This is a genomic window from Kitasatospora sp. NPDC127116, assembly GCF_042677365.1.
GTDB classification, from domain to species: Bacteria; Actinomycetota; Actinomycetes; order Streptomycetales; family Streptomycetaceae; genus Kitasatospora; species Kitasatospora lactacystinica.
In genome coordinates, this window is sequence record NZ_JBHXTL010000014.1 from 49844 (window position 1) to 75181 (window position 25338).

Annotated in this window: 28 protein-coding genes; 14 read left to right on the forward strand and 14 right to left on the reverse strand. The window is 74.1% G+C overall.

The genetic code is table 11. The features are described 5' to 3' along the window. Positions 1-196 precede the first annotated feature (196 nt). Both ACFVHV_RS08940 and ACFVHV_RS08945 read right to left on the reverse strand, forming a co-directional pair. The gene (locus ACFVHV_RS08940) at positions 197-688 is read right to left on the reverse strand and encodes a GNAT family N-acetyltransferase (RefSeq protein ID WP_359903614.1); all 492 of its coding nucleotides are present in this window, start codon (positions 686-688) and stop codon (positions 197-199) included. Then, positions 685-1626 carry a MerR family transcriptional regulator gene (locus tag ACFVHV_RS08945; protein ID WP_359903611.1) on the reverse strand — a complete coding sequence of 314 codons (942 nt, stop codon included), beginning with the start codon at positions 1624-1626 and terminating at the stop codon, positions 685-687. The genes ACFVHV_RS08940 and ACFVHV_RS08945 overlap by 4 nt, the downstream gene beginning before the upstream one ends. Positions 1627-1703: 77 nt before the next feature. On the opposite strand from ACFVHV_RS08945, the gene ACFVHV_RS08950 reads away from it, so the two are divergent. Beyond that, positions 1704-2333, forward strand: coding sequence for a response regulator (locus ACFVHV_RS08950; protein WP_380350122.1), 630 nt, complete (start codon positions 1704-1706; stop codon positions 2331-2333). 9 nt (positions 2334-2342) lie between these two features. On the opposite strand, the gene ACFVHV_RS08955 is transcribed toward ACFVHV_RS08950, so the two are convergent. Beyond that, positions 2343-3215, reverse strand: a complete 873-nt coding sequence (locus ACFVHV_RS08955; RefSeq protein WP_359903568.1) for a transglutaminase-like domain-containing protein — start codon at positions 3213-3215, stop codon at positions 2343-2345. A 97-nt stretch (positions 3216-3312) separates the two neighbouring features. Beyond that, positions 3313-4257 carry a GNAT family N-acetyltransferase gene (locus ACFVHV_RS08960; RefSeq protein WP_380350125.1) on the reverse strand — a complete coding sequence of 315 codons (945 nt, stop codon included), beginning with the start codon at positions 4255-4257 and terminating at the stop codon, positions 3313-3315. Between the two features lie 199 nt (positions 4258-4456). Here ACFVHV_RS08960 and fdxA point away from each other — a divergent pair, with 199 nt between their 5' ends. Then, on the forward strand, positions 4457-4783 hold the full coding sequence (gene fdxA / locus ACFVHV_RS08965) for a ferredoxin (RefSeq protein WP_030061559.1): 327 nt from the start codon (positions 4457-4459) through the stop codon (positions 4781-4783). Between the two features lie 20 nt (positions 4784-4803). Continuing rightward, a complete protein-coding gene (gene dapC / locus ACFVHV_RS08970) occupies positions 4804-5952 on the forward strand; it encodes a succinyldiaminopimelate transaminase (RefSeq protein WP_359903563.1) in 1149 nt (382 codons plus the stop codon). An 81-nt stretch (positions 5953-6033) separates the two neighbouring features. Here the strand turns inward: dapC and ACFVHV_RS08975 are convergent, their stop codons facing one another. Continuing rightward, on the reverse strand, positions 6034-6834 hold the full coding sequence (locus ACFVHV_RS08975; protein WP_380350128.1) for a hypothetical protein: 801 nt from the start codon (positions 6832-6834) through the stop codon (positions 6034-6036). 304 nt (positions 6835-7138) lie between these two features. After that, positions 7139-8209, reverse strand: a complete 1071-nt coding sequence (locus ACFVHV_RS08980; RefSeq protein WP_380350131.1) for a hypothetical protein — start codon at positions 8207-8209, stop codon at positions 7139-7141. A 198-nt stretch (positions 8210-8407) separates the two neighbouring features. On the opposite strand from ACFVHV_RS08980, the gene dapE reads away from it, so the two are divergent. Together dapE and ACFVHV_RS08990 are read left to right on the forward strand one after the other, a co-directional pair. Continuing rightward, on the forward strand, positions 8408-9484 hold the full coding sequence (gene dapE / locus ACFVHV_RS08985; RefSeq protein WP_359903555.1) for a succinyl-diaminopimelate desuccinylase: 1077 nt from the start codon (positions 8408-8410) through the stop codon (positions 9482-9484). 111 nt (positions 9485-9595) lie between these two features. After that, complete coding sequence (locus ACFVHV_RS08990; protein ID WP_380350134.1) at positions 9596-10405, forward strand: TIGR00730 family Rossman fold protein; 810 nt, start codon at positions 9596-9598, stop codon at positions 10403-10405. 60 nt (positions 10406-10465) lie between these two features. Here the strand turns inward: ACFVHV_RS08990 and folP are convergent, their stop codons facing one another. Then, on the reverse strand, positions 10466-11278 hold the full coding sequence (gene folP, locus ACFVHV_RS08995; protein ID WP_359903648.1) for a dihydropteroate synthase: 813 nt from the start codon (positions 11276-11278) through the stop codon (positions 10466-10468). Between the two features lie 181 nt (positions 11279-11459). Here folP and ACFVHV_RS09000 point away from each other — a divergent pair, with 181 nt between their 5' ends. Next, positions 11460-11900, forward strand: a complete 441-nt coding sequence (locus tag ACFVHV_RS09000) for a DivIVA domain-containing protein (protein WP_380350137.1) — start codon at positions 11460-11462, stop codon at positions 11898-11900. 10 nt (positions 11901-11910) lie between these two features. Next, complete coding sequence (locus ACFVHV_RS09005; RefSeq protein WP_359903548.1) at positions 11911-12504, forward strand: DNA-3-methyladenine glycosylase I; 594 nt, start codon at positions 11911-11913, stop codon at positions 12502-12504. A gap of 38 nt (positions 12505-12542) precedes the next feature. Here the strand turns inward: ACFVHV_RS09005 and ACFVHV_RS09010 are convergent, their stop codons facing one another. Beyond that, a complete protein-coding gene (locus ACFVHV_RS09010; protein WP_359903545.1) occupies positions 12543-13343 on the reverse strand; it encodes an enoyl-CoA hydratase-related protein in 801 nt (266 codons plus the stop codon). A gap of 297 nt (positions 13344-13640) precedes the next feature. On the opposite strand from ACFVHV_RS09010, the gene ACFVHV_RS09015 reads away from it, so the two are divergent. Next, complete coding sequence (locus ACFVHV_RS09015) at positions 13641-13808, forward strand: DUF3117 domain-containing protein (RefSeq protein ID WP_014137929.1); 168 nt, start codon at positions 13641-13643, stop codon at positions 13806-13808. Positions 13809-13941: 133 nt separating this feature from the next. Here ACFVHV_RS09015 and ACFVHV_RS09020 read toward each other — a convergent pair whose 3' ends face one another. Then, entirely contained in the window at positions 13942-14604 is a 663-nt protein-coding gene (locus tag ACFVHV_RS09020) for a class I SAM-dependent methyltransferase (protein WP_359903646.1), read from the reverse strand. 258 nt (positions 14605-14862) lie between these two features. Here ACFVHV_RS09020 and sigE point away from each other — a divergent pair, with 258 nt between their 5' ends. The 4 genes from sigE to ACFVHV_RS09040 all read left to right on the forward strand — a co-directional run bounded on the left by sigE (position 14863) and on the right by ACFVHV_RS09040 (position 18097). Continuing rightward, positions 14863-15594 (forward strand): RNA polymerase sigma factor SigE, encoded by a 732-nt coding sequence (gene sigE / locus ACFVHV_RS09025; protein ID WP_380350193.1) that lies wholly within the window; start codon positions 14863-14865, stop codon positions 15592-15594. A gap of 122 nt (positions 15595-15716) precedes the next feature. Continuing rightward, positions 15717-16601, forward strand: coding sequence for a zf-HC2 domain-containing protein (locus ACFVHV_RS09030; protein WP_359903543.1), 885 nt, complete (start codon positions 15717-15719; stop codon positions 16599-16601). A 148-nt stretch (positions 16602-16749) separates the two neighbouring features. Continuing rightward, a complete protein-coding gene (locus tag ACFVHV_RS09035; RefSeq protein WP_359903540.1) occupies positions 16750-17184 on the forward strand; it encodes a sec-independent translocase in 435 nt (144 codons plus the stop codon). A gap of 244 nt (positions 17185-17428) precedes the next feature. After that, on the forward strand, positions 17429-18097 hold the full coding sequence (locus ACFVHV_RS09040) for a hypothetical protein (RefSeq protein WP_359903538.1): 669 nt from the start codon (positions 17429-17431) through the stop codon (positions 18095-18097). Between the two features lie 72 nt (positions 18098-18169). Here the strand turns inward: ACFVHV_RS09040 and ACFVHV_RS09045 are convergent, their stop codons facing one another. The 4 genes from ACFVHV_RS09045 to ACFVHV_RS09060 form a co-directional block, all read right to left on the reverse strand. Continuing rightward, positions 18170-19330: an Mrp/NBP35 family ATP-binding protein gene (locus ACFVHV_RS09045; RefSeq protein ID WP_359903536.1), complete on the reverse strand. Its 1161-nt coding sequence runs from the start codon at positions 19328-19330 to the stop codon at positions 18170-18172. A 56-nt stretch (positions 19331-19386) separates the two neighbouring features. Continuing rightward, on the reverse strand, positions 19387-19935 hold the full coding sequence (locus ACFVHV_RS09050; protein WP_380350196.1) for a DUF1003 domain-containing protein: 549 nt from the start codon (positions 19933-19935) through the stop codon (positions 19387-19389). 76 nt (positions 19936-20011) lie between these two features. Next, entirely contained in the window at positions 20012-21310 is a 1299-nt protein-coding gene (locus ACFVHV_RS09055) for a magnesium transporter MgtE N-terminal domain-containing protein (protein ID WP_359903533.1), read from the reverse strand. Between the two features lie 128 nt (positions 21311-21438). Further along, positions 21439-21978 carry a hypothetical protein gene (locus ACFVHV_RS09060; RefSeq protein ID WP_359903531.1) on the reverse strand — a complete coding sequence of 180 codons (540 nt, stop codon included), beginning with the start codon at positions 21976-21978 and terminating at the stop codon, positions 21439-21441. Between the two features lie 145 nt (positions 21979-22123). Here ACFVHV_RS09060 and ACFVHV_RS09065 point away from each other — a divergent pair, with 145 nt between their 5' ends. Further along, positions 22124-23071: a DMT family transporter gene (locus tag ACFVHV_RS09065; RefSeq protein ID WP_380350144.1), complete on the forward strand. Its 948-nt coding sequence runs from the start codon at positions 22124-22126 to the stop codon at positions 23069-23071. 27 nt (positions 23072-23098) lie between these two features. On the opposite strand, the gene corA is transcribed toward ACFVHV_RS09065, so the two are convergent. After that, entirely contained in the window at positions 23099-24220 is a 1122-nt protein-coding gene (corA, locus tag ACFVHV_RS09070; protein WP_359903528.1) for a magnesium/cobalt transporter CorA, read from the reverse strand. Positions 24221-24673: 453 nt separating this feature from the next. Between corA and ACFVHV_RS09075 the strand changes: the two genes are divergently transcribed. Beyond that, positions 24674-25315 carry a suppressor of fused domain protein gene (locus ACFVHV_RS09075; protein WP_380350148.1) on the forward strand — a complete coding sequence of 214 codons (642 nt, stop codon included), beginning with the start codon at positions 24674-24676 and terminating at the stop codon, positions 25313-25315. The last annotated feature ends 23 nt before the right edge of the window (positions 25316-25338 follow it).

Here is a 25338-nt window from a genome sequence, read left to right on the forward strand (position 1 = left end):
GGGGTTGGTTTTTTTTTATACCCCACCCCACCCCCCCCCCCGACGGGGTGGGGCCCCCCGGGGGGGGGCGGCGGTGGGGGGCGCCGGGCCCGCCCGCCCCCCCGCTCCACCCGGCTCCCGTACTCCCCGGCGCGGCACGGGCCCTTCGGCCGGTCGCCCTGCCCGCCGGACTGCCGGGTCCGCCCGTCGGCGTGCCTCAGCCGAGGTCGGTCAGGTCGCGGCGGTAGGCGAGGGCGGGGCGGTCGCCGAGGAGGAACTCGTGCCGGAACGCGAAGCCGTTCCGGGCGAGGACGGCCTGCGAGGCGGGGTTGTCGCGGGTGGTGACGGCGGTGAGGAAGCGCAGTCCGTACGCGGTGGCGGCGAGCCGGCACGCCTCGGCGACGGCGGCGGTGGCGACGCCGCGGCCGGCGGCGGACTCGGCGACCCGGTAGCCGATCTCGGCGCCGCCGTCGGCGAGGTCGACGAGGTTGACGCGGCCGACCAGCTCGCCGGCCGCGTCGCGGACGACGTGGAACCGGCAGGTGCCCGCGGCCTGTTCGGCGAGGAGGGCGGCGTGGCGGTCCGCGAACCCGGTGAAGTAGTCGTCACCGCGGTCCGGGATGCTGCGGGCGAAGTGGGCGCGGTTGGCGCGTTCGAAGTCGAGCAGGTCCTCGGCGTGGTCGGGGCGCAGCGGTTCCAGAGTGATCATTCCGACAGTCTGGCCCGCAGGGCCCCGGTGAACCACTCGAATACGTCCCGCAGGTTCTCCGGCACCGGCCAGCCGTTGACGGTCGCCATCAGCTGCCAGTAGCGCTCGGCCCTGGGGTCGTCGGCCGTTCCGAGGCGGTCGAGCAGCCACCGCCGCAGCGCGGTGTCGTCCGGGCGGTCGAAGGCCTCGGCGTAGGCGGCGGCGAGGGCGGCGACGACGGGGTCGGCCTCGGGGGAGGCGGGGGCGACGCCGGCCGCCAGTGCGGCCCGGACCAGGGAGGTCACCGTCCCGGTGAGCTCGACGTGCAGGCCGGTGCGGTCCCCGTCGGCGCGCTCGGCGGCCTGGTGCTCGGCCATCCGGCGCACCGCCGCGCGGAAGTCCGGGTCCTGGACGAGTTCGCCCAGTTCCACCCAGGCCTCGACCTGCTCCGCCCTTGGCTCGTCGGGCAGTTCGGGCATGGCCGAGCGCATCATGGCGACGAACTCCGGGTTGGCGTCCAGGCCGCCGAAGACCTCGTCGACGAAGTCGTGGATCAGGCGCCGGCGTTCGGCGTCGGAGAGTGCGGCGAGCTTGTGCATGAGTCTCATCTCCTCGGGTGTGGAACCGCGTTGGGCGACGGCGAGCAGCACCGCCCGGCGCAGCCGGAGGGTGCGGATCTGCACCTCCAGCGCCTCGGCGTGCGCGGCGGCGACCTCCCGCAGCGGGGCCTCCCGCTCCAGCACCCGGCGGATCGCGGGCAGGTCGAGACCGAGTTCGCGCAGGGTGCGGACGAGGTCCAGCCGGGCGAGCGCGTGGACGTCGTACCGCCGGTAGCCGGCCGCGGTGCGGTCGGTGGGCGGCACCAGGCCGGTGTCGGCGTAGAACCGGATGGCCTTGACGGTGAGTCCGGTGCGCCGGGCGAGCTCGCCGATCGAGTAGAGCGTGTCGCTGCCGTCCATGGACCTCACTCTGGACCCTCCCCTTACCGGAGACACAAGCCCGTCGCCGTCGCCGGGCACGCCCTAAGGTCGTGGCCATGAACGACACTGACAACGGGGCCTCGATCCGCGTGCTGCTCGCCGAGGACCAGGGGATGGTCCGGGAGGCGCTGGCCGCGCTGCTCGGGCTGGAGGGGGACATCGATGTCGTCGCGCAGGTCGGCCGCGGGGACGAGGTGGTGGCGGCGGTGCTCGCGAACGACGTGCAGGTCGCCGTGCTGGACATCGAGATGCCGGGGATGACGGGCATCGAGGCGGCCGCCGAGCTGCGCGGCCGGGCGCCCGGGACGAAGGTGGTCATCGCGACGACCTTCGGCCGGCCCGGCTACCTGCGCCGGGCGATGGAGTCGGGCGCGGACGCCTTCCTGGTGAAGGACGCGCCGGCCGCCGAGCTGGCGGAGGCGATCCGCCGGGTGCTGCGCGGCGAGCGGGTGATCGATCCGGTGCTGGCCGCCGCCGCGCTGGCGGAGGGCGCCGACCCGCTGACCCCGCGCGAGCGGGACGTGCTGGGCGCGGCCGCCGACGGCGCGGTGAACGCGGACATCGCCCGGCGGCTGCACCTGTCCGAGGGGACGGTGCGCAACTACCTGTCGATGGCGATCCAGAAGACCGGGGCCCGCAACCGTACCGAGGCGGTGCGGATCGCCCGCGAGAAGGGCTGGCTGTAGGCGGGCGGGTCAGTTGAGCCGGTGCCGGGCCGCCCGGGCCTCCTGGCGGACCTTGGCGGCGGTGTCCGGGTCGAAGGTGTCCAGGATCTGCGCGTAGGCGTCCATCTCCGCCGATCCGCCGAGGAAGTCCCCGGTGCGGACGAGGAGTTCGGCCCGTTCCAGGCGCAGCTGGGCCGGGTGCCGGGGCAGCAGCAGGGAGAGTTCGGTGGCCCACAGCTGGGTGCGGGCGTGCTCGGGGCGGTCGGCGGCCCAGACCCGGATGTTGCCGAGCACCCGCAGCACGATCTCCAGCGGCTGGGCCGGGGTGAGCAGGGCGGGGGTGAACTCCTGCCCGGCGGCGGCGACCAGCCGTTCGACGTCCTCCGGGTCGAGCAGCCGCCCGCCGTGGAACGGGTCGGCCAGGACGTAGTCATCGCCGCCCGCCGGGCCGCCCACCGCGACGATGAAGTGGCCGGGCAGCGCGATGCCGTGGACGGTCAGCCCGGCGCGCCGCCCGACCGCCGTCCACACCAGCGAGAGCGTGATCGGCAGTCCGCGCCGCCGCCGCAGCACCTCGGGCAGCAGCGAGGACTCCAGGCGCCGGTAGTCCGACTGCCGTCCGTGGAAGCGCTCCCGTCCGCCGAGCACCGCGGCGAGCAGGGCGGCCGTCTCCTCCGGCCCGGTGGGCGCCCGCTCGGCGACGGCCTGCCGGACGGCCGCCGCGTGCCGCTCCAGCGCGGCCTCGCAGGCGGCGAGCAGTGCGTCCACGCCGGGCGGCTCGCCGGGGTCGCCGGGGTCGGGCACCATGCCGTGCTCGGCGGCGGCGAGCAGGCACAGCAGCACCGGGTCGGGCTGCTCGGCGCGGGCGGCGGTCCGGAAGCGGTCTCTGCTCTGCTCGGTCACGGTGACGGCGACGGCTTTCGTACGGCGGACGGACAAGGCGGCGGACGGACGGTCGGGCGGACAGGCGGGTGATCGGTCGGACGGTACGGCCCGGCGGCTACCCCTGGGGAAGAAGGGCGTAGTGGTAAGTGTGACTGGTCGTGAAGCCGAGTCCGTCATAGAGCGCGATCGCCCCCGCGTTCTCCGCCTCGACCTGGAGGTACCCGCCCCTCGCCCCCTCCTCGGCCGCGCGCGAGGCGAGCACCGCCATGACCGCCGTCGCCAGCCCGGCCCGCCGGGCGTACGGCTGGACCTCGATCGCTCCGAAGCAGGCCCAGTCCCCTTCGACGACGCAGCGTCCGATCGCCAGCGGGGGTTGCCCGGGGGCGCCCGGCACGGTGGCGAACCAGACGGAGGGCCCGCCGTGCAGCACCTGCCGGGCGGCCTCCTCGACGGCCGGGTCGCCGCTCACCCGCCGGTACACCGACAGCCACCGGTCGTCCGCGGTCCGCGCCAGCCGGACCCGCTCGTGCCCGGTGCCGACCCGGGCGAGCCCGGCCAGCGGGGCGGTGCGGACCAGGGTGGGCGCGTACCCGGCGCCGAGCCGGTCGAGTTCGGCGACCAGCGCGGTCGGCGAGCCGGGGGAGATCACCTCGACGTACGCGGGCAGCCCGCGCGCCGCGTACCAGGCGCGGACGGCCGCCAGCGCCTGAGGCAGCGGCAGCCCCGGGTCCCCGAGCGCCTGGACGGAGTTGGCCCGCCGGGTGAACCCGGCGGCGGCGCGCAGCGTCCACTCGCCGAGCGGCTCGTGCTCGACGGCCGGCCAGCCGCGGCCCGCGATCCGCTGCAGTTCGACCGGCGCGGTGACCGGCAACGGGGCCCGCCGAACCGGAAACGGCGGCACGACCTTGCCCGCGACCAGCAGCTTCTCCGGCAAGTGCACCGGATCGCCGGAACGCGGGGCGATCGTCAGCCCATGATCGTCCCACGATGTGAGCACGCCGATCGAATCCCGGAACACCGGCCGGTCGTCCACGAACTCCGCGAGGCGTCGGACCGACACGCGTCGTCCCACGTCAGAGCGATCTATCCGGACCTCCGGACGGTCGCCGACCGGGTTGACCGTCGCCATCTGGCCACCTCCTGTGCATTTGCGGTCTCCGACCCGCGATACTAGGGGCGGGCATCGACGACGCCGCGCTCACCGCGCACGGCAGCAGAACAGAACGGGCCACCAGGCCCTTCCGAGGAGGAACGACAGCGTGACCTACGTCATCGCGCAGCCTTGTGTCGACGTGAAGGACAAGGCGTGCATCGAAGAGTGCCCGGTTGACTGCATCTACGAGGGCGAGCGATCGCTCTACATCCACCCGGATGAGTGTGTCGACTGTGGCGCGTGCGAGCCGGTCTGCCCGGTCGAGGCGATCTTCTACGAGGACGACACTCCGGAGGAGTGGAAGGACTACTACAAGGCGAACGTCGAGTTCTTCGACGACCTGGGTTCGCCCGGTGGCGCCTCGAAGCTCGGCCTGATCGAGCGTGACCACCCGTTCATCGCCGCTCTGCCGCCGCAGAACGCCGACCACTGACGATCGGTGGCAGAACAGCTGTGAGCACCAACAGCACGCGCGCGCCGTTCCCGGGCCACCCGGGGGCGGCGCGTCGCGTTTCGGACAAGCTCCCGGTCTTTCCCTGGGACAAGCTGGAACCGTACAAGGCGACCGCCCTGGCCCACCCGGGCGGGCTCTGCGACTTCTCCGTCGGCACCCCGGTGGACCCGGTCCCCGAGGTCGTCCAGAAGGCGCTGGCCGCGCACACCGACACCCCCGGCTACCCGACCGTCTGGGGGCCGTCGGAGCTGCGCGAGGCGATCGCCGGCTGGCTGCACCGCCGGCTCGGCGCGCGGATCGGCCCGCAGGCCGTGCTGCCGACCGTCGGCTCCAAGGAGCTGGTGGCCTGGCTGCCGACCCAGCTCGGCCTCGGCCCCGGCGACCAGGTCGCCTACCCGCGCCTGGCCTACCCGACCTACGAGGTGGGCGCCCGGCTGTGCGGCGCCGAGCCGGTCGAGTACGACTCGGTGGACGAGCTGGACGGCTCCCGGGTGCGCCTGCTCTGGGTGAACTCGCCGTCCAACCCGACCGGCCGGGTGCTGGGCGCGGACGAGCTGCGCCGCGCCGTCGAGTGGGCCCGGGAGCACCGGGCCCTGCTGGTCAGCGACGAGTGCTACCTGGAGCTGGGCTGGGAGGCCGACCCGGTCTCGGTCCTGCACCCGGACGTCTGCGGCGACGGCCACGAGGGCCTGCTGGCCGTGCACTCGCTCTCCAAGCGCTCCAACCTGGCCGGCTACCGCGCCTCCTTCGTGGCGGGCGACCCGGTGGTGGTCAAGGAGCTGCTGGAGGTGCGCAAGCACGGCGGCATGATCGTGCCGGCGCCGGTCCAGGCGGCGACGGTCGCCGCGCTCGCGGACGACGCGCACGTGGCCGAGCAGCGCGAGCGGTACGCGGCCCGGCGCTCGGCCCTGCGGGCGGCGCTGGAGGCGTATGGCTTCCGGATCGAGCACTCCGAGGCGAGCCTCTACCTGTGGGCGACCCAGGACCGCCCGTGCTGGGAGACGGTGGCCGAACTGGCCGGGCTGGGCATCCTGGTGGCGCCCGGCGACTTCTACGGGCCGGCCGGCGACCGCTTCGTGCGGGTCGCGTTCACGGCGACCGACGAGCGGGTCGCCGCGGCCGTGGAGCGGCTGGGCGCGGCGCGCTGACCGCACCCGGACGACCGTACGGCGAAGGGGGCCGGTGTCACGGACACCGGCCCCCTTCGGGGTTCTCCGCGGAGGCGGGGGTTACAGCGGCAGGCCGTTGAGGCCGCCGCCGTTGAGGCTGCCCAGCAGGCCGCCGAGCGGGCCGAGCGCGCCGGTCAGGCCGGACAGCGGGCTGTTCGAGCCGAGGTCGGCACCGCCGAGGCGGTTGGCCGACCCGTGCTCGGCCAGGCCGAGCACGTCGGTGGCGGGCAGGTCGGCCGGCAGGGCCTGCTCGACGGAGCCGAGCGGCAGCGCGCGCTGCACCGCGCCGACGGGCAGGGCGTCGGCGACGGCGGTGCCGCCGGGGACGGCGCCGGTGAGGGTCCCGGCGGCCGGCAGGGTCTGGGTGACCGGGCCCGAGGTGAGCCCGTCGAGCGGGCCGGTGCCGGCGGTGGCGCTGCGGGTGGCCGTGCTCCTGCCGGTGACGGCCTCGCCGAGCTTGCCGGCCAGGGCCGAGGTGACCTTCGGGGTGACCGAGGAGAGCTGGCCGGCCGTCGCGGCGGTCTGGTCGACCGGGGCGGTCAGCGAGCCGGCCTTCTCGTTGGCCTCGGGCAGCTGCTGGGCGACGATGTTGCCGGCGGCGTCGGCGGAGGCCGGTACGCCCGCGGCGACGGTGGCCGCACCGGTGGTGCCGGCGGCCTGGCCGAGCTGGTGGGTGGTGTGCTGGAGGGTGGAGCCGGTGTCGGTGTTGGTCAGCTGGCCCAGCGGTGCCGCGAGGTCGCTCTTGGGCAGCAGGGCGTCTCCGCCCAGGGCGGACGCGGAGCCGGCGGCGAGCAGCGGGGTCGCTCCGGCGGCCACGACGAGCGCGGCCTGGGCGATCCGGCGCGTGAGGGGGTGAGACATGGGGCTCCTCGAAGGGGTCTGGGTCCGTCCCGTCCGCCCCGGGGGCCGGGTGTGGCCGATCGGGCGGACGACGTTGTTACCGCTTGAGAAGCCAGAAGGTTTCGGCCGGTGCAAGGAAGCTTCCTGGCCGATCATCGGATCGTACGACCACGACAGGGGTGCCCGCCGGGCCCGGTCGGACGTCGCCGAACCGGCCCCGGCCAAGGGCAGTGACGGTTCTCCATCCCGGTTCGCCGGAACGGGGAGTCGGTCCACCGGGGTTGACCGGAATCACCCGACCGGCGGCAACCCGAACACCAGTGCGTCAGCCCTTGTCGGCCGGGGCCAGAGTGACCTGGACGAGCTTGGTCGAGGTGCCCGAGGTCTGGCTCTGCCAGCCGTCCTCGGACTTGGACTTGCGCCAGATCTTCCCGTCGTAGGCGACCGTCGCGATGCCCAGCTGCTGGGCCTGGGCGACCGCCCAGTGGGCGACCTCCCAGCCGCTCGCCCGCTCGGCGACCGCTCCGCCGTCCGCCCCCGCGTCCGAGGAGGAGGTCAGCGCGGCGGTGGCCGGGTCGGGGGTCAGCGAGACGGCGTTCTCGGCGCCCTTGATGGTCGAGGTGTAGCCGGTCGCCGGCGTCACCGTGCGGCCGAACTCCCGGCGCACCCGGTCGGACAGCACCTGGGCCCGGTCCGGCGCCGCGGCCGGGGTCGCGGTGGCGCCCGGGGTCGCGCCCGGGGAGGCGGAGGCGGAGTCCGCCGGATCCGGCTTGGCGTAGTCGTGCACCACGCAGGAGAACGAGGCGGGCTCCCGGCCGGCCAGCGCCGAGGTGAGCAGGGTCGCCTTGGTCTCGTGCTTGGCGTAGGCCTGCGGGTAGCCGCTCTTCTGCACCGTCTGCGCGGCGTCGGTCAGCGGCATCCGGGTGTAGCCGGGGACCTTGACCAGGCCGTCCAGGAACTTGTTGGTCGCGTACACCGGGTCCGAGATCTGCGCCGGGGTGCCCCAGCCCATCGACGGCCGCTGCTGGAAGAGGCCGATCGAGTCCCGGTCGCCGCCCGCCAGGTTGCGCAGCTTGGACTCCTGCATGGCGGTCGCCAACGAGATCGTGGTGGCCCGGTCCGGCAGCCCGCGCGAGCGCGCCACCGCGGCGATCGTCGCGGCGTTGGCGGCCTGCGGCAGCTCCAGCGTGCCGCTGCCCGCCGCGGTCTTCACCGTGCACTCCTCGGACGCGCCCGGCTTGAAGCCGAACCACCAGATCCCGACCACGGCCAGACCGGCGACCAGGGCCAGGCCGAGCAGCCCGACGATCACCATCAGCAGGGCGCGCAGCGGCCCGCGGCGGCGAGTGGGCTCCCCTTCGTCGCCCAGCTCCTCGCTGCTCCTTCTCCTGGCCACCGTCGCCCCTCTCGCGCCTGCTCCTTGATCCGACACCGTACCCACTCGGACGGATGTGCGGCGCCTCCCGGTTGCCGTTGCCCGCCCACTCGCCGCCCACTCGCCGTCAGGGCGCCGCCCCCGGGGACGGCGGGGGCCGCTCCGTGTCACCGGGCGGCCGCACCGGCCCGCACCGGGCCGCGGACTAGGCTGGCGCCCATGAGCAGCCCGAACCCGACGCCCCTGGACCTCACTCTCGACGGCGGCGCGCTGACCGCCCGCCTCGTCGACTTCCCCTCGGTGAGCGGCGACGAGCAGGCGCTCGCCGACGCCGTGGAGGCCGCGCTGCGCGGCTACCCGCACCTCACCGTGGACCGCCACGGCAACAACGTGGTCGCCCGGACGAACCTGGGCCGGGCCGAGCGCGTCGTCCTGGCCGGCCACCTGGACACCGTGCCGATCGCCGACAACCTCCCCTCGTACGTCGAGGGCGACCTGCTCTACGGCTGCGGCACCTCGGACATGAAGTCCGGCGTGGCCGTCCAGCTGCGCCTGGCCGCCACGCTCGCCGAGCCCAACCGCGACCTCACCTTCGTCTTCTACGACTGCGAGGAGGTGGAGGCCCACCGCAACGGCCTGGGCCACCTCGCCGAGGACCACCCGCAGTGGCTGGCCGGCGACTTCGCGGTGCTGATGGAGCCCAGCGGCGGCATGGTCGAGGGCGGCTGCCAGGGCACCCTGCGGGCGCAGGTGCGGCTCACCGGCGTGCGCGCCCACGCGGCCCGCAGCTGGCTCGGCGACAACGCCATCCACCACGCCGCCGAGGTGCTCACCCGGCTCGCGGACTACCGGCCGCGCCGGGTGGAGATCGACGGCCTGGAGTACCGCGAGGGCCTGAACGCGGTCCGGATCGACGGCGGCGTGGCCGGCAACGTGATCCCGGACGAGTGCGTCGTCACGGTCAACTTCCGCTACGCGCCGGACCGCAGCGAGGCCGACGCGGAGAAGCACGTGCGCGAGGTCTTCGACGGCTTCGAGCTCACCGTCACCGACTTCGCCGCTGGCGCCCTGCCCGGACTCGCCCAGCCGGCCGCCCAGGCCTTCCTGGCGGCCACCGGCGGCCAGGCCCGGGCCAAGTTCGGCTGGACCGACGTCGCCCGCTTCAGCGCGCTCGGCGTCCCGGCCGTCAACTACGGCCCCGGGGACCCGAACCTGGCGCACAAGCGCGAGGAGCACTGCTCGCTGAGCGCCATCGCCGAGGTCGAGGAGCGGCTGCGCGCCTGGCTGACCAGCTGAGCCGCGCGCGGCTCAGCTCGTACGATCAGCGGCCGAACGCCACCTTCCGGTTGCTCAACCGACCTTCCCCCGTTGCCTGAAAACGGGGGAAGATCGGCGTAGGGTTTCGTCATGACAGGCACAGGAGACGAGAAGCACTACGGTCACGGTCCCGAGCAGGTCGGGGTGCCGCGGAAGAAGAAGGCCTGGCCCGAGAAGCAGAAGGGCCCGGTGCTGGTGCGCCGGGACCAGGTCGGCACGAGCACCACGGACCAGCGCCTGCTGGACACCACCGGCCCCACCGACTGGCTGCACACCGACCCGTGGCGGGTCCTGCGGATCACCTCCGAGTTCGTCGAGGGCTTCGGCGCCCTCGCCGAACTCCCGCCCGCGATCAGCGTCTTCGGCTCCGCCCGGACCCCGGTCGACTCGCCCGAGTACCAGGCGGGCGTGGAGATCGGACGGGCCCTCGTCGAGGCCGGCTACGCGGTGATCACCGGCGGCGGCCCGGGCGCGATGGAGGCCGCCAACCGCGGCGCCTCCGGGGCCGGCGGCCTCAGCGTCGGGCTCGGCATCGAGCTGCCCTTCGAGCAGGGCCTCAACGAGTTCGTCGACCTCGGTCTGAACTTCCGCTACTTCTTCGTCCGCAAGACGATGTTCGTGAAGTACGCCCAGGGCTTCGTGGTCCTGCCCGGCGGCCTCGGCACGCTGGACGAACTGTTCGAGGCGCTCACCCTGGTGCAGACGAAGAAGGTCACCCGCTTCCCGGTGATCCTCTACGGCAGCGCCTACTGGGGCGGCCTCTACGAGTGGCTGAAGAACACCCTGGTCGCGCAGGGCAAGGCGGCCCCGCACGACCTGGAGCTGTTCCACATCACCGACGAGATCGACGAGGTCATGAAGATCCTCGCCGACGCCCGCCGGCCCGCCGGCGAGATCTAGCCCCGCCGCCCGGCCGCCCCGTCGGCCGGACCAGCGGGCAGGCCCCGGCCCGGCCGGGGTCTAGGCCAGCCCCCGGCGGGCGACCGCCGGGGCGCGGGTGCCCCGGATCGAGGCGACCATGTCCAGCACCTGGCGGGTCTCCGCGACCTGGTGCACCCGGTAGATCCGCGCGCCCAGCCAGGCCGAGACCGCGGTGGTGGCCAGGGTGCCGAGCAGCCGCTCGTTCACCGGCTTGTCCAGGGTCTCGCCGACGAAGTCCTTGTTGGAGAGCGAGACCAGCACCGGGAAGCCGGTCGCGGTCATCTCCGGCAGCCGCCGGGTGGCCTCCAGCGAGTGCCGGGTGTTCTTGCCGAAGTCGTGCCCCGGGTCGATGACCACCGCGTCCCGCCGCACGCCGAGCTCCACCGCGCGCTCGGCCAGTCCCACGGTCACCCGCAGGATGTCCGCCATCACGTCCTCGTACCCGACCCGGTGCGGCCGGGTGCGGGGTTCGGCGCCGCCGGCGTGGGTGCAGACCAGCCCGGCGTCGTACCGGGCGGCCACCTCGGCGAGCTCCGGGTCCACCCCGCCCCAGGCGTCGTTCAGCAGGTCCGCGCCCACCTCGCAGACCGCCTCGCCGACCTCGTGCCGCCAGGTGTCCACGCTGATGACCGCCTCGGGGTGGCGCTTGCGCAGCTCGGCCACGAAGGGCACGGTGCGCCGCAGTTCCTCCTCGACCGTGACCTCGTCTCCCGGCCCGGCCTTCACCCCGCCGATGTCCAGGATCGCCGCGCCCTCGGCCATCGCCCGGTCCGCGGCGGCGAAGGCGGCCTGGTCGGCGAAGGTCGCGCCCTTGTCGAAGAACGAGTCCGGCGTCCGGTTGACGATCGCCATGATCACCAGCTCGTCGTCACCGAATTCCCGCGGTCCCAGGCGCAGTGCCACCGATGTCTCCTCCACAGCTCCTGCGGGTGCGATGATGGCCCCCGGCCTCACTAAGGGACCATGCTGTCATGATCAGTGTGGTTACCTGCCACCACATAGCGGACCGGCCGGGAGTTCGGGAGGACAGCTCGTGTTCTGGGTGATCGTGGTCGCCATGGCCGTGGTGGTCGGTGGTGCCGCCCTGGTGGCGCTGGGTGGGGGTGGGTCGATGCCGGAGGCGGTACCGGACCGCATCTCCGCGCGACTGCCGCAGGACCGCCCGCTGGGCAAGGCGGACGTGGACGAGCTGCGCCTGCCGATGGCGCTGCGCGGCTACCGGATGGACGAGGTGGACGACGTCCTGGACCGCCTCGGCGCCGAACTCGCCTACCGCGACGCGCGGATCGCCGAGCTGGAGGCCGCCGCCCACCTGCGCGGCGCGGTCGAGGCGACCACCGCCCCCGACCCGGCGGCCGAGCCGCTGCCCGGCCTGGAGGAGTTCGCCCAGGTGGTCGAGCCGGCCGTGGTGCTCGCCAAGCAGCCGGCCGGGGAGCAGACCCCCGAGGACGCGAAGCCGGGGGCCGACAAGTGAACGGGTGCGCATGAGTGGTGAGGTCGAGGGCGCGGTGCTCGGTGCGGACGGGCTGCGCCGCTGCGCCTGGGGCGATTCCACCGACGACTACCGGGTCTACCACGACACCGAGTGGGGCCGTCCGGTGCACGGCGACGACGCGCTGTTCGAGCGGGTCTGCCTGGAGGCCTTCCAGTCCGGCCTGTCCTGGCTGACCATCCTGCGCCGCCGCGAGGGCTTCCGGGCCGCGTTCGCGGGCTTCGAGATCGCCGAGGTCGCCGAGTTCGGCGAGGCGGACAAGGAGCGCCTGCTCGCCGACGCCGGCATCATCCGCAACCGGGCCAAGATCGAGGCGGCGATCGCCAACGCGCGGGTCGCCCGCGATCTGGAGGGCGGCCTGGACGCGCTGATCTGGCGGTTCGCCGCCGAGCCGGACCGGCCGGCCCCCCGCACGCTGAGCGAGGTGCCGGCCGTCACGCCGGAGTCGACGGCGCTGGCGAAGGCGCTGAAGAAGGAGGGCTTCCGCTTCGTCGGCCCGACCACCGCCTACGCCCTGATGCAGGCCTGCGGGCTGGTCGACGACCACCTGGCGGACTGCCACGTCCGCACCGGCGCCAAGGGCTGACCGCCGGCGCGGGGCCGGGTGGTCGGCCCCCGCGCGCCTCAGCGGCCCAGGTACTTCGGCTTCTCCTTGGCGATGAAGGCGCGCACCGCGATCCGGTGGTCCTCGCTCTCGCCCGCCAGCGTCTGCAACTCGTCCTCCTTGTCGAGGAGTTCGTCCAGCGAGTGGGAGGCGCCGTACGCCAGCGACTCCTTGATGGCGCCGTAGGCGACGGTCGGGCCCTCGGCCAGCTCGCGGGCGAAGGCCCGGGCGGTGGCGGCGAGTTCCTCGGCCGGCACCACCTTGGTGGCCAGGCCCAGCTCCATCGCCTCGGCGGCCTTGACCGTCCGGGGAAGCATCAGCAGCTCGGTGGCCCTGGCGTGCCCGACCAGCCGGGGCAGCGTCCAGGAGGCGCCCGAGTCGGCGGTCAGCCCGATCCCGGCGAAGGCGGTGTTGAAGCCGGCCCGGTCGGACAGGAAGCGGAAGTCGCAGGCGAAGGCGAGCGAGGCGCCGGCTCCGGCCGCCACCCCGCCGACCGCGGCGACGGTCGGCTTGCGCATCCCGGCCAGCGCCCGCACCAGCGGGTTGTAGTGCTCGGCGACGGTCCGCAGCGCGCCCTCGCCGGTCTCCTCGGCCCGCTTCAGCAGGGTCAGGTGCTCGTTCAGGTCCTGGCCGACGCAGAAGGCCCGCTCGCCCGCCCCGGTCAGCAGGACGGCCCGCACCGCCGGGTCCGCGGCCGCGGCGGTCACGGCGTCGCGCAGCGCGATCTTGGTGGCGACGTCGAGCGCGTTCATCGCCTCCGGGCGGTTGATGGTGAGGACGGCCAGGCCGCCGTCCAGCTCGTACAGCACGGAATCGGACATGGGTGAGGGCTCCCGGGGTCGAGGCGGTGTCGGTCGTGTGTGTCAGGATGCCGGAGCACACGGGGGCCTGGGGAGTGTGAGGTATCGCACCTTCCGGTGCTGTCCGTGCCGCCGCCACGCCGGGGCTTATGACGCGGTTTGCGGCGGTTGGGGGCGGTCCGGCCGTGGTTGCACCGAGAGTGATGTTGGTCATCAGCCCGTGGCATGCGGGATAATGGCTTCCGATCAATGCGTTCGATACCGGCGGTGGACGGACTGCCGGTGCGTAGCTGAGCGGTTGCAGGAAGGGGAACGAGCATGGCGGCCATGAAGCCGCGGACGGGTGACGGCCCGCTCGAAGTCACCAAAGAGGGGCGGGGCATCATCATGCGCGTTCCGCTCGAAGGCGGCGGACGCCTTGTGGTGGAGCTCACGCCTGACGAGGCCGACGCCCTCGGCGAGGCCCTGAAGAAGGCCTGCGGCTGACCGCAGCAGGTGCTCGCCATCTCCTGGAGATGTGCTGCCGGGCCCGGGTACGACGTCATGTCGGCCCGGGTCCGCACGTTTTCCGGGCCCGGTCCCCGCGGGGCGCCGGGCTCGGCGCTCGATGGCGCCGGGCTCAGCGCTTGATGGCGCAGAGCAGCCCGTCCGACACCGGCAGCAGGGCCGGCAGCAGGGCCTCGCTCTCCCGCACGTCCCGGACCAGGTCCCGGACGGCGCCGGTCTGCGGGTCCTGGAGCTCCGGTTCGGCCAGCCTGCCCTCCTGGAAGACCCCCTCGAAGCAGACCATCCCGCCCGGCCGCAGCAGCCGCAGCGCCTCCAGCAGGTACTCGCAGGACTCGACCGGGTCGCCGTCGCAGAACACCAGGTCGTACTGGCCGTCGGCGAGCCGGGGCAGCACCTCCAGGGCCCGGCCCGGTATGAACCGGGAGCGGTTGGCCGCGAACCCGGCCGCCTGGTACGCCTCGCGGGCCAGCTGCTGGCGCACCGGTTCGGAGTCCACCGTGGTGAGCACGCCGTCCGGCCGCATCCCGCGCAGCAGGTAGACCCCTGATACCCCGGTGCCGGTGCCGATCTCGGCGACCGCCTTGGCGTCCAGCGCGGCGGCCAGCAGCCGCAGGCACGCCCCGCCGCTCGGCCCGATCGCCTTTATCCCGGTCCGCGCGGACTGGGCCCGGGCGTAGGTCAGCACCGCGTCCTCGCTCACGAAGGTGTCGGCGAGGGCCGCACGTGCGGGCCCGAATTCGCTGATGGCTGCCTCTTTCGGAGCGCCGGGCGGCAGCCCGGTGCCGAGGGATGTCGATATTTCCTGGCACAGATTACTGGCCGACCGGGAACCGCGTACGGCGGCGGGCCGTTGTCAGGACGGACCGGGTGCGGAAGGCCTCCCGGGCACTTTTATCCGGGCTTGACGGGTGAGGTGGATATGGTGGTGGCCCTGCTGGGCAGAAGAGCCGACCGAGGAGGTGTGGCCGAGGGCGACGTCCCTGTGCGGCGGCACTCCCGCGGCACCGCGTCGGCCCGTACGCCGAAGCCCGTGATGAACCAGCCTGCGCACTCCGACCTGGACCAGCCCGCGGCCGCCACGCCGACCGACGGTGCCACCGAGGCCCCCGCCCTCGCGACCTTCACCGAAGGTCCCGACGCGCAGACCTGGACTCCGCCCACCTGGGAGGAGATCGTCGAGGCGCACAGCGCCCGCGTCTACCGGCTCGCCTACCGTCTGACGGGCAACCAGCACGACGCCGAGGACCTCACCCAGGAGGTCTTCGTCCGGGTGTTCCGTTCGCTGTCGACCTACACCCCCGGCACGTTCGAGGGCTGGCTGCACCGGATCACCACCAACCTCTTCCTGGACATGGTCCGCCGCCGCCAGCGCATCCGCTTCGACGCGCTCGGCGAGGACGCGGCCGAGCGGCTCGCCTCCCGCGAGCCCAGCCCGGCCCAGCACTTCAGCGACACCCACTTCGACGCCGACGTCCAGCAGGCGCTGGACACCCTCGCGCCGGAGTTCCGGGCCGCCGTGGTGCTCTGCGACATCGAGGGCCTGTCCTACGAGGAGATCGCCGCCACGCTGGGCGTCAAGCTCGGCACCGTCCGCAGCCGCATCCACCGCGGCCGCTCGCACCTGCGCGCCGCGCTCAAGCACCGCGCCCCCGGCTCGGCCCCCGGCCGTGAGCGCCGCGGCGGCTCGGAGGAGCCGGTGCCGGTCGGCGTCGGTGTGGTCGAGGCCGCGGTCGCGCCCGGTGGGCGCGGACGGAGGCGATCGTGAGCGGAACCAGCCGGTCCGGTTCGGATCGTTCGGATGCGTCCGACCGGTCCCTGACCCGACGGGGCTGGGCCCTGCCGGGCCGTCGCGGAGCCGACGAACCCGGTGAGCCCGTGCTGCCCGCGGTGGCACTGCCCGCGGACACGGCGCTGCACGCGCTTCCCGTCCGCCCCACCGCGCCCGCCGCCGAGGAGCACCACCTGGGCGAGCGCCTCTCCGCCTTCCTGGACGGCGAACTCGGCCACGACTCGCGCGACCGCGTCCAGGCCCACCTGGCGACCTGCCCCCAGTGCCTCGCCGAGGCCGACGAGGGCCGCGCCGTCAAGCACATGCTGACCCGCACCGGCACCCCCGGCCCGTCCTCCGCGCTGATGGCCCGCCTGATGGCCGTCGGAAACCTCCCCGAGGACGCCCCGGCGGACCGCGACCGGCCGACCGGACGCGGCCGCCGCGATGACGACGACGACCTGCCCGGTGGCGGGGTCGCGGCCACCGGCACGCTCGGCGGCAGCCGGCTCGACGGCGGCTCCTTCGGCCGCGGTGCCGGGGCCTCCTTCGGCGCGGGCGCGCTCGGCGCCGGCGCCCCGCTGCCCGGGGTGGACCCGCGCGCCTTCGGGCGCGGCGCGGTGCTGCGGCCGCTCATGGGCCGGCGCGCGGCCCGTCCCGAGCCCACCGCCGCCCCGGCCCGTCCGCAGCCCTCCGCGGCCGTCGTGCGCCCTCCCGCGCGCGGACGCCGGCTGGTGTTCGCGGCCGCGGGCGCCTTCTCCGTCGCCGCGGTGACGCTCGGCGGCGTCGGCGGGCTCAGCACCCAGGGCGAGGAGCGCCACGGCACCACCGTCAGCCCGCCCGGTGCCGGCACCGGCCGGGGCGGCGGACTCGTCCCGATGAACGCGCAGGTCCCGGTGGACTTCCCGGGCCGCCCGGTCGCCGCGACCCGCGAGGCGACCCCGCCGGGCTACCCGGAGCGCTACCCCGGGGGCCCCGCCGCACTGCGCCAGCAGACCCGCTAGAGCGGCCCTCGACGGACACCGGTGTTCCGGTCCGGACGGCCTCGGCCACCGGCAGGTCTTTACCACGGCTTCATCCCAGCGTGGACCAGGGACTCGCCGGTGGCCATTACCCTGTAGGAACCGTCGTCCGACGAGCTAGGGAGCAAAGGTGTTCAGCGACGTGGGTGGGCTGGAGCTCCTGACGCTTGCCGTGATGGCGATCATCATCTTCGGCCCGGACAAACTGCCGAAATTGATCCAGGACACCATGGGCTTCATCCGGAAGATCCGTTCCTTCGCCGACAACGCGAAGGAGGACATCCGCAGCGAGCTCGGCCCCGAGTTCCAGGACTTCGAGTTCGAGGACCTGAACCCGAAGACCTTCGTCCGCAAGCAGCTCATGGGCGGCCAGGACGACCCGCTGGGCCTCAAGGAGATGAAGGACTCGCTGGACATCCGCTCGGTCCTGGACGACAAGCCCGCGGCGCCGGTCAACGGCCGCAGCGGCAGCGTCAGCTTCGAGAAGTCCGAGCCGGCCGCCGCCTCCACCGGCGCCCCGCTGGCGCCCGGCGAGCGCCCCCCGTTCGACCCCGACGCCACCTGATCACGCCGCGTACGCCGGTCGATCCGCACCGCGTACGGCGCCTCCGGCTCCGCGCCACCGCCCCGCCCGGCCACCGGCTGAGCGGGGCGGTGGCGCGTGCGCCGCTATTGTGCTGATTGTTCCCGCTGAGCCGTCCGTCACAACGCGCCCCGTCGCGTACCAGGAACGGCCCCGGGGAGCGCCGCGGTGCGCCACCATGGGAGCGCGCCACGGCAGGCAAACGTGTGTTTGAGGAGGCCCGGGGATGGACGCGACGAGTCAGGCGGGAGGGGCGACGGCCACGGCCGGCGGCCCGGTGGTCGGCGGACAGGCCGGCCCGGTGGACCCGCTGGTGCCCTACCTGTCCGCAGACTTCCCCTGGTACGGGCTGGACGAGGGCTGGACCGGCCGGCGCTTCCTGGTGCAGGCCGGCGCCGGCCCCCGCACCGCGGGCAGCGTCGACTACGGCTCGCTCGGCCACGGCGAGGAGCCGGCCCAGCGGTACGAGCCGCGAGACGTGCGGAAGTTCGCCGTCGTGGTCACGGTGGCCCGCCGGGACAGCCGCCGCAGTGCCGACAACACCGGCACCCTGGAGGCGACCTCCGCCTCCTCCGCGGCCTGGCTGGCCGGCTCCGGCCTGCTCGCCGGGACCTGGCCCGGGCAGCTGGACCGGGCGCTGCGCCAGGACTGGCTGGACCAGCAGAGCAGCCTCGCCTGGGACCTCGCCGACGACCTGGCGGGCCCCGGCTGGTCCACCCTCAGCCTGCCCGTCAACGGGCTGCCGCAGCCCTTCCGCTACCGCGAGTCCGAGTACGGCTGGGTGCTGGCCGGCGAGGCCCCCGGCGTTCTGCTCGGCGCCTACGGCCGCGGCGTCAGCGCCTACGGCATCGGCTTCTCCACCGTTCCGGAGCTGGCCGCCTACACCCGGCCGTAGCGCCCCGGGGGGCGCGACGGTACGACGAAGGGCCGGGTGGTCCGGCCACCCGGCCCTTCGTCGGTCACGGTCTCAGAACTTGTTCCTGGGCGTCAGGCCCAGCGACATGCCGGACAGCCCGCGCTGGCGGCCGCCGAGCTTGCCGGCCACGGCGCGCAGGGCGGCGCCGGCCGGGGAGTCGGGCGCGGCGAGCACGACCGGGCGGCCGTCGTCGCCGCCCTCGCGCAGCCGCACGTCGATCGGGATCGAGCCGAGCACCGGGACGGTCGCGCCGACGGTGCGGGTGAGCGCGTCCGCGACGGTCCGGCCGCCGCCGGTCCCGAAGACGTCGATCATCTCGTCGCAGTGCGGGCACGGCATGCCGGACATGTTCTCGATCACGCCGACGATCTTCTGGTGGGTCTGCACCGCGATGGTGCCGGCCCGCTCGGCCACCTCGGCGGCGGCCATCTGCGGGGTGGTGACGATCAGGATCTCCGCGTTGGGGACCAGCTGGGCCACCGAGATCGCGATGTCGCCGGTGCCGGGCGGCAGGTCCAGCAGCAGCACGTCCAGGTCGCCCCAGTACACGTCGGCGAGGAACTGCTGGAGCGCGCGGTGCAGCATCGGGCCGCGCCAGACCACCGGCGCGTTGCCCGGGGTGAACATGCCGATCGAGATGACCTTCACGCCGTTCGCCTGCGGCGGCATGATCATGTCCTGGACCTGGGTCGGCCGGCCCTCGACGCCCAGCATGCGCGGCACGCTGTGGCCGTAGATGTCGGCGTCCACCACGGCGACCTTCAGACCGTCGGCGGCCATCGCGGCCGCCAGGTTGACGGTCACCGAGGACTTGCCGACGCCGCCCTTGCCGGAGGCGACGGCGTAGACCCTGGTCAGCGTGCCCGGCTTGGCGAACGGGATCTCCCGCTCGGGGGCGCCGCCGCGCAGCAGCTGGGACAGTTCCTTGCGCTGCTCGTCGCTCATCACGTCGAGCTCGACCTCGACGCCGGTCACGCCGGGGACCTTCCCGACCGCCTCGCGCACCCGGGTGACGATGGTGTCGCGCATCGGGCAGCCGGAGACCGTCAGGTAGACCGCGACGCGCACCGCGCCGCCCTCGGCGATCCCGACCGATTTCACCATGCCGATCTCGGTGATCGGGCGGTTGATCTCCGGGTCGTTGACGGTCGCCAGCGCCTGGCGTACGGACTCCTCCGTGACGCCGGCCGCGACCTCTGTCTCGTTGGCCATGCCTTGATGGTACGGCGCCGACGGATTCCCTTGACTCGCCGGTAGCGTGCCGAGGGTCACAGGGCGTCGGAGGACTCCCGGCGCTCGTCGATCTCCTTGAGCAGGGACTGGAGTTCGGACCGGATGAAGTCCCGCGTGGCCACCTCGCCGAGCCCGTGCCGCAGGGCCGCGACCTCGCGGGTCAGGTACTCGGTGTCGGCGATGTTGCGGTCGCTGCGGGCGCGGTCCTGCTCCATGTTGACCCGGTCCCGGTTGTCCTGGCGGTTCTGCGCCAGCAGGATCAGCGGGGCCGCGTACGAGGCCTGCAGGGACAGCGCCAGGGTCAGGAAGATGAACGGGTACTCGTCGAAGCGCACGTTCGCCGGCAGCAGGGTGTTCCACGCTATCCAGACGACGACCACCACCGTCATCCAGACGATGAACCGACCGGTGCCGAGGAAGCGGGCGATCCGCTCGGACAGGACGCCGAAGGCCTCCGGGTCGTAGGAGGGCAGCGAGAGCAGGCCGGGCCGCGCGGTGCGCGGCTGGTCGAGCCGGGCGCGGCCGGTGCCGGTGATCGGCGCGGTGTCCGAGCGCCGGTCCCGGCCGCCCTCGCGGGTGCGCAGCTCGCGCAGCTGACGCAGCTGGCGCAGTTCTCCCTGGAGGCGTCGGCGCGCGGAGTCGTCCGGCCGTCCGCTGCGGTCACCGTCCACCGGTCACCCCTTCGCTCTCGTCGTCGCGGTCCTCGTCGTGGGCGTGCAGCGCGGCGTCGCGCCAGTCGTCCGGCAGCAGGTGGTCGAGCACGTCGTCGACGGTCACCGCGCCGAGCAGGTGGTCCGCGTCGTCCACGACCGGTGCGGCGACCAGGTTGTAGGTCGCCAGGTAGCTGGTGATCAGCGACAGCGGGGTGTCCGGCGGCAGCGGGTCCAGGTCGTCGTCCACCAGCGAGCCGACCAGGACGTACGGGGGTTCGCGCAGCAGCCGCTGGAAGTGCACGGTGCCCAGGTAGCGGCCGGTCGGGGTCTCGTTCGGCGGGCGGCAGACGAAGACCTGCGCGGCCAGCGCGGGCTTGTGGTCGCTGACCCGGACCCGGGCCAGCGCCTCGGCGACGGTCGCGTCCGGCTCCAGCACGACCGGCTCGGTGGTCATCAGACCGCCGGCGGTGTCCTCCTCGTAGGTCAGCAGGCGGCGCACCGGCGCGGCCTCGTCCGGCTCCATCAGCTGGAGCAGCCGCTCGGCCTCGTCGCCGGGCAGCTCGGAGAGCAGGTCGGCGGCGTCGTCCGGGTCCATCGCCTCCAGGACGTCGGCGGCGCGCTCCTCCTGGAGCTTGCCGATGATCTCGACCTGGTCGTCCTCGGGCAGCTCCTCCAGGACGTCGGCCAGCCGCTCGTCGTCGAGGGCGGCGGCGACCTCGGCCCGGCGCTTGGCGGACAGGTGGTGCAGCACGCTGGCGAGGTCGGCGGGGCGCAGCTGCTCGAAGGTGGCGAGCAGGTTGGCCGCGCCCTGGTCCTGTTCGGTCAGCGAGAAGCCGGTGACGTCCTGCCAGTCCAGGGTGAGCCGTTCGCCCTTGCCCTTGCGCAGTCGGCCGGCCCGGCCGAGCTGGACGAAGACCTTGCTGATCTCCCACTCGCGCAGCCGGCTCTGCACCATGCCGACGTCCAGCACGGTGACCTGCTCACCGGTCTTGGACCAGGTGACGGTGCGGTCCAGCAGTTCGGCGAGCACCAGGGTCTCGGACGGGCGCTGCTCGAAGCGGCGCATGTTGATCACGCCGGTGGTGAGCACCTGGCCGGACTCCAGGCTGGTCACCCGGGTCATCGGCAGGAAGATCCGGCGCCGGCCGACCACCTCGACCACCAGGCCGAGCACGCGCGGCGGGCGGCCGCCGAGCCGCAGCGACACGACCACGTCCCGGACCCGCCCGACCTGGTCGCCGTTCGGGTCGAAGACCGCGATGGCGGACAGATGGGAGATGAAGACCCGGGTGCCTGGCCCTGCCATGGACTCCCTCGACTCGCTCGATGCCGTACCGGACGCGCCGGGGGCGCGTCCGCGGCCAAGGCTACCCGCGTGTTCCGGGCCCGGCCGGGAGGCACGGTAGCCGTCGGACGAGTCCCGGGCGTGAACCTTTAACGGCGCTTGAACAGCAGTTTGGGCAGGCCGGCCGGGATCGGGCGGCGGGTGGTGGCCGGGGTGGGCACCGGCTGCGCGGCGTGCGAGCCGTCCGGCATCGCCCCGGGGTGCTCGGTGAGCGGGCCGGTCGGCTCCAGCCGCAGCACCCGGCACTCGCGGGCCCAGCGGGTGGTGATGGCGTCGGTGTCGGGCGCGTTCAGCCGCTTGCCCTTGAGCTCCTCGACGGCGCCCAGCCAGGCCTCGCTGTTCGGGGCCGGTTCGACCACCCGGGCGTTCCAGCCGGTCAGTCGGCCGCCCTTGTCCTTGCTGCGGACGGTGACCACGGCCCCGGCGCCGGGTTCCAGGCCGTGCAGCGGCTGCTCGCCGCCCCCGCCGACCACCACGACGGCGCCGTCGTGCCAGGCGTGCCACAGCGGCCGGGCGTGCTCCTGCCCGTCCGCGCGCACCCAGAGCAGGCCGGACTTCTTCGCGGCCTCCTCCAGCAGGGCCTGGTCGAGGAAGTCGTCGGCGGTCGCGGCGGCGGGCGTACGGTCCATGGCGGACAGCGTACGGCCACCGGGGGCCCTCCGGCGGAGCGGTCCGGAGCCGGTCGGACGTCTCAGCCTCCGGGCGACAGTTCCATTGCGCCGCCACGGGCCTTACCGTATGACCGCCCCACCCCCGCGACCAGCAAGGAGCGCCGTGTCCGCCGCCCGGCCCGCGACCGCCCCCTCCGCCGCCCCGACCGCCCCCGCGACCGCGACCGCCGGCCCGGGGCCGGCGCACCCGCTCCCCACCCTCGACCTGCTGCTGCTCGCCGTCTCGATCGGCGGCATCTCGCTGTCCGGTCCGCTGATCAGCGCCACCGCCGCGCCCGCGCTGGCGATCGCCTTCTGGCGCAACGTCATGTCGGTCGGCGTCCTCGGCCCGTACGCGCTGCTGCGCCACCGCGCCGAACTGCGCGGGATCGGCCGGCGGGCACTGCTGCTCGCGGTGGCCGCGGGAGTGCTGCTCGGCGTGCACTTCGCGCTCTGGATGCCCAGCCTGCGGATGACCTCGGTGGCCTCGGCCACCGCCCTGGTCACCACCACCCCGCTGTGGACCATCGTGCTGATGCGGCTGATGGGCGTCCGGGCGCCGCGAGCGGTCTGGACCGGCACGATCGTCGCCTTCGCCGGCGTGCTGGTGCTGACCGGCGTGGACCTCTCGCTCTCCCCGCGCGCGCTGCTCGGCGACGCCCTCGCGCTCGGCGCGGGCCTGGCCGCGGCCGGGTACATGCTGCTGGGCGCCGAGGTCCGCAGGACCGTCAGCACCACCGCCTACACCCTGGTCTGCTACGCCACCACGGCGGCCGTGCTGCTGGGGATCTGCCTGGTGGCCGGCACGCCGCTGGCCGGATGGCCGGCCGGGGTGTGGTGGCAGATCGTGCTGCTGATGGTCGCCGCCCAACTGCTCGGCCACTCGCTGAGCAACCGCGTGGTGCGCAACCTCGGGCCGTCGATCACCTCCACCGCGATCCTGCTGGAGACCCCGGGCGCGGCGCTGATCGCCGCTCTCTGGCTGGGCCAGTGGCCCCCGGCGGCCGCCTACCCGGCGGTGGTGCTGATCCTGCTCGGCCTGGTCCTGGTCGCCCGCGGCGGGCGGCGCTGACCGTCGGACCGGAGCCGGCCGCGGCGGTCAGAGCCAGCCGTTGCGGCGGAAGCCCCGGTACATCCCGACGCAGATCAGCACGATCGCGCCGAGCACCATCGGGTAGCCGTACTCGTGGTGCAGCTCGGGCATGTAATCGAAGTTCATGCCGTACACGCCGGTGATCATGGTGGGCACCGCGAAGATCGCCGCCCAGGCGGTGATCTTGCGCATGTCCTCGTTCTGCGCCACCGAGACCTGCGCCAGGTTCGCCTGCAGCAGCGAGTTCAGCAGCTCGTCGAAGCCGTGCACCTGCTCGGCGACCCGGGCCAGGTGGTCGGCGACGTCCCGGAAGTACTTCTGGATGTCCGGGTCGACCAGCCGCTGGAGCGGCTCGGACAGCTGCTGCATCGGGCGCAGCAGCGGAACCACGGCACGCTTGAACTCCAGTACCTCGCGCTTGAGTTGGTAGACCCGGCCGACATCGGCGCTGCGCCCGCCCTTGGCCGAGAAGACGCCGTACTCGATCTCGTCCACGTCGTTCTGGAGCCGCTCGGCGACCAGCAGGTAGTTGTCCACCACGTGGTCGGCGATCGCGTGCAGCACCGCCGCCGGGCCCTTGGAGAGCAGCCCGCTCTCGTCCGCGTCGGCCTCCAGCCGGTGGCGCAGCTCCTGCAGCGAGCCGTGGCCGCCGTGCCGGACGGTGATGACGAAGTCCCGGCCGGCGAAGACCATCAGCTCGCCGGTCTCCACCACCTCGCTGGTGGGCGTGAGCTGGTCGTGCTCCACGTAGCGGATGGTCTTGAAGACGGCGAACAGCACGCTGTCGTAGCGCTCGACCTTGGGGCGCTGGTGCGCGTGCACCGCGTCCTCGACCGCGAGCGGGTGCAGGCCGAAGCGCTGGGCGATCCCCTCGAACTCGGCCTCGGTCGGCTCGTGCAGCCCGATCCAGCTGAACGAGCCCTCGCCCTCGGGGAGTTGGTGGGCGGCCTTGACCCGGCGGGCGGCCTCGCGGGGGCTGCACGTCTCGCCCCTGCGCTTGCCGTGCTGGTAGACCGCGCAGTCCACGACCGCCGAACCGGCGTCCTCGGGCAGGACGTCGTAGACGCCGGACGCACCGCGGCGGCGGTTGGTGCGGACGGCGGCGCGCAGGCTGTTGATCATCGACATGGCAGGCTCCCAGAGGCAGGAACCGTCGCGCGGCGGCGCGGAAGGAAAAACGTTCGGCCGCGGTACGACGGCGGAGAACACCGGTGGAACGGGGGATGAAAGTGCTCTCCCGGCCGGTCCGTCCGCCGTGGGGCCTGTGCCCGGGGCTACCGCGGCTGATTCAGCCGGTTGGGCCTGCGGGGCGCGGGGTACGGGGGAGTCGGGGCCGGGTAGAGCTGCCGGTACTGCATGGTCGGCCGGTATCCACCGCAACCACCTCCTTCGCGCCGCCGCCCCGGGACGAAACGATCCCGGTGGCCAGTCGCTCACCCTAACATCTGACCGGGCGTCGAAGCCGTGCGGTTTCCCGGAGGTTTCCGAAGGCTTTACGGGATCCTTGTGCGGCCCCGCCGCGAGCGCCCGCACACCCGCCCGCACGCGGCCCGCGAACCCCCGGGGGTTACGCTCACCGGCATGGCGCACGACTTCCCGCTCTTCGGCGACCCCCACGGCGGCACCTCCCCGGAGCTCTCCCGGGAGGCGGTGCTGGCCGCCGTCGAGGCCCGGCTGATCTCCACCTTCGGCGAGCCGGGCGGCCGCGCCGCGGTCACCTTCCTCGGTGCCGACCGGATCGAGGTGCTGCGCTTCGGCCCGGACGCCGAGGACCTCGTGCGGTACGCCACGCTCGGCATGTCCGCCGCGCCGATGGCCGACCCGACCGCGCCGGTCGCCGACCAGGTGCGCGGCCCGCGCGCCGAACTGGTGCTGACCGTCCGGGGCGGGCGCGACAGCGTGCTGCGCACCCTGGCCACCTTCGCCGCCACCCCGCAGGTCGAGGGCCTGGTGGTGGCGCCGGGCGGCTCGCTGGACCTCGGCTCCCCGCTCTGGGACGGCGCGCCCTTCACCTCGGTGCTCGCGGCCGAACCGGGCGGCCTGGTCGAGGACCTGGAACTGGCCGATCCGGCCGATCCGGTCCGCTTCCTGCCGCTGCTGCCGATGACGCCCAACGAGGCGGGCTGGAAGCGGGTGCACGGCGCGGCCGCGCTGCAGGAGCGCTGGCTCGACCAGGGCGCCGACCTGCGCGACCCGAACCGCCGCGGCGTCCGGCTGGACTGACCGCCGCGCGATCGGACGGGGTG

Coding starts and splice junctions, on each gene's coding strand:
- ACFVHV_RS08940 (WP_359903614.1), bottom strand. CDS start 688: ATGATCACTCTGGAACCGCTGCGCCCCGACCACGCCGAGGACCTGCTC.
- ACFVHV_RS08945 (WP_359903611.1), bottom strand. CDS start 1,626: ATGGACGGCAGCGACACGCTCTACTCGATCGGCGAGCTCGCCCGGCGC.
- ACFVHV_RS08950 (WP_380350122.1), top strand. CDS start 1,704: ATGAACGACACTGACAACGGGGCCTCGATCCGCGTGCTGCTCGCCGAG.
- ACFVHV_RS08975 (WP_380350128.1), bottom strand. CDS start 6,834: ATGTCTCACCCCCTCACGCGCCGGATCGCCCAGGCCGCGCTCGTCGTG.
- dapE (WP_359903555.1), top strand. CDS start 8,408: ATGAGCAGCCCGAACCCGACGCCCCTGGACCTCACTCTCGACGGCGGC.
- ACFVHV_RS08990 (WP_380350134.1), top strand. CDS start 9,596: ATGACAGGCACAGGAGACGAGAAGCACTACGGTCACGGTCCCGAGCAG.
- folP (WP_359903648.1), bottom strand. CDS start 11,278: ATGGCGATCGTCAACCGGACGCCGGACTCGTTCTTCGACAAGGGCGCG.
- ACFVHV_RS09005 (WP_359903548.1), top strand. CDS start 11,911: ATGAGTGGTGAGGTCGAGGGCGCGGTGCTCGGTGCGGACGGGCTGCGC.
- ACFVHV_RS09010 (WP_359903545.1), bottom strand. CDS start 13,343: ATGTCCGATTCCGTGCTGTACGAGCTGGACGGCGGCCTGGCCGTCCTC.
- ACFVHV_RS09015 (WP_014137929.1), top strand. CDS start 13,641: ATGGCGGCCATGAAGCCGCGGACGGGTGACGGCCCGCTCGAAGTCACC.
- sigE (WP_380350193.1), top strand. CDS start 14,863: ATGAACCAGCCTGCGCACTCCGACCTGGACCAGCCCGCGGCCGCCACG.
- ACFVHV_RS09040 (WP_359903538.1), top strand. CDS start 17,429: ATGGACGCGACGAGTCAGGCGGGAGGGGCGACGGCCACGGCCGGCGGC.
- ACFVHV_RS09045 (WP_359903536.1), bottom strand. CDS start 19,330: ATGGCCAACGAGACAGAGGTCGCGGCCGGCGTCACGGAGGAGTCCGTA.
- ACFVHV_RS09055 (WP_359903533.1), bottom strand. CDS start 21,310: ATGGCAGGGCCAGGCACCCGGGTCTTCATCTCCCATCTGTCCGCCATC.
- ACFVHV_RS09060 (WP_359903531.1), bottom strand. CDS start 21,978: ATGGACCGTACGCCCGCCGCCGCGACCGCCGACGACTTCCTCGACCAG.
- corA (WP_359903528.1), bottom strand. CDS start 24,220: ATGTCGATGATCAACAGCCTGCGCGCCGCCGTCCGCACCAACCGCCGC.
- ACFVHV_RS09075 (WP_380350148.1), top strand. CDS start 24,674: ATGGCGCACGACTTCCCGCTCTTCGGCGACCCCCACGGCGGCACCTCC.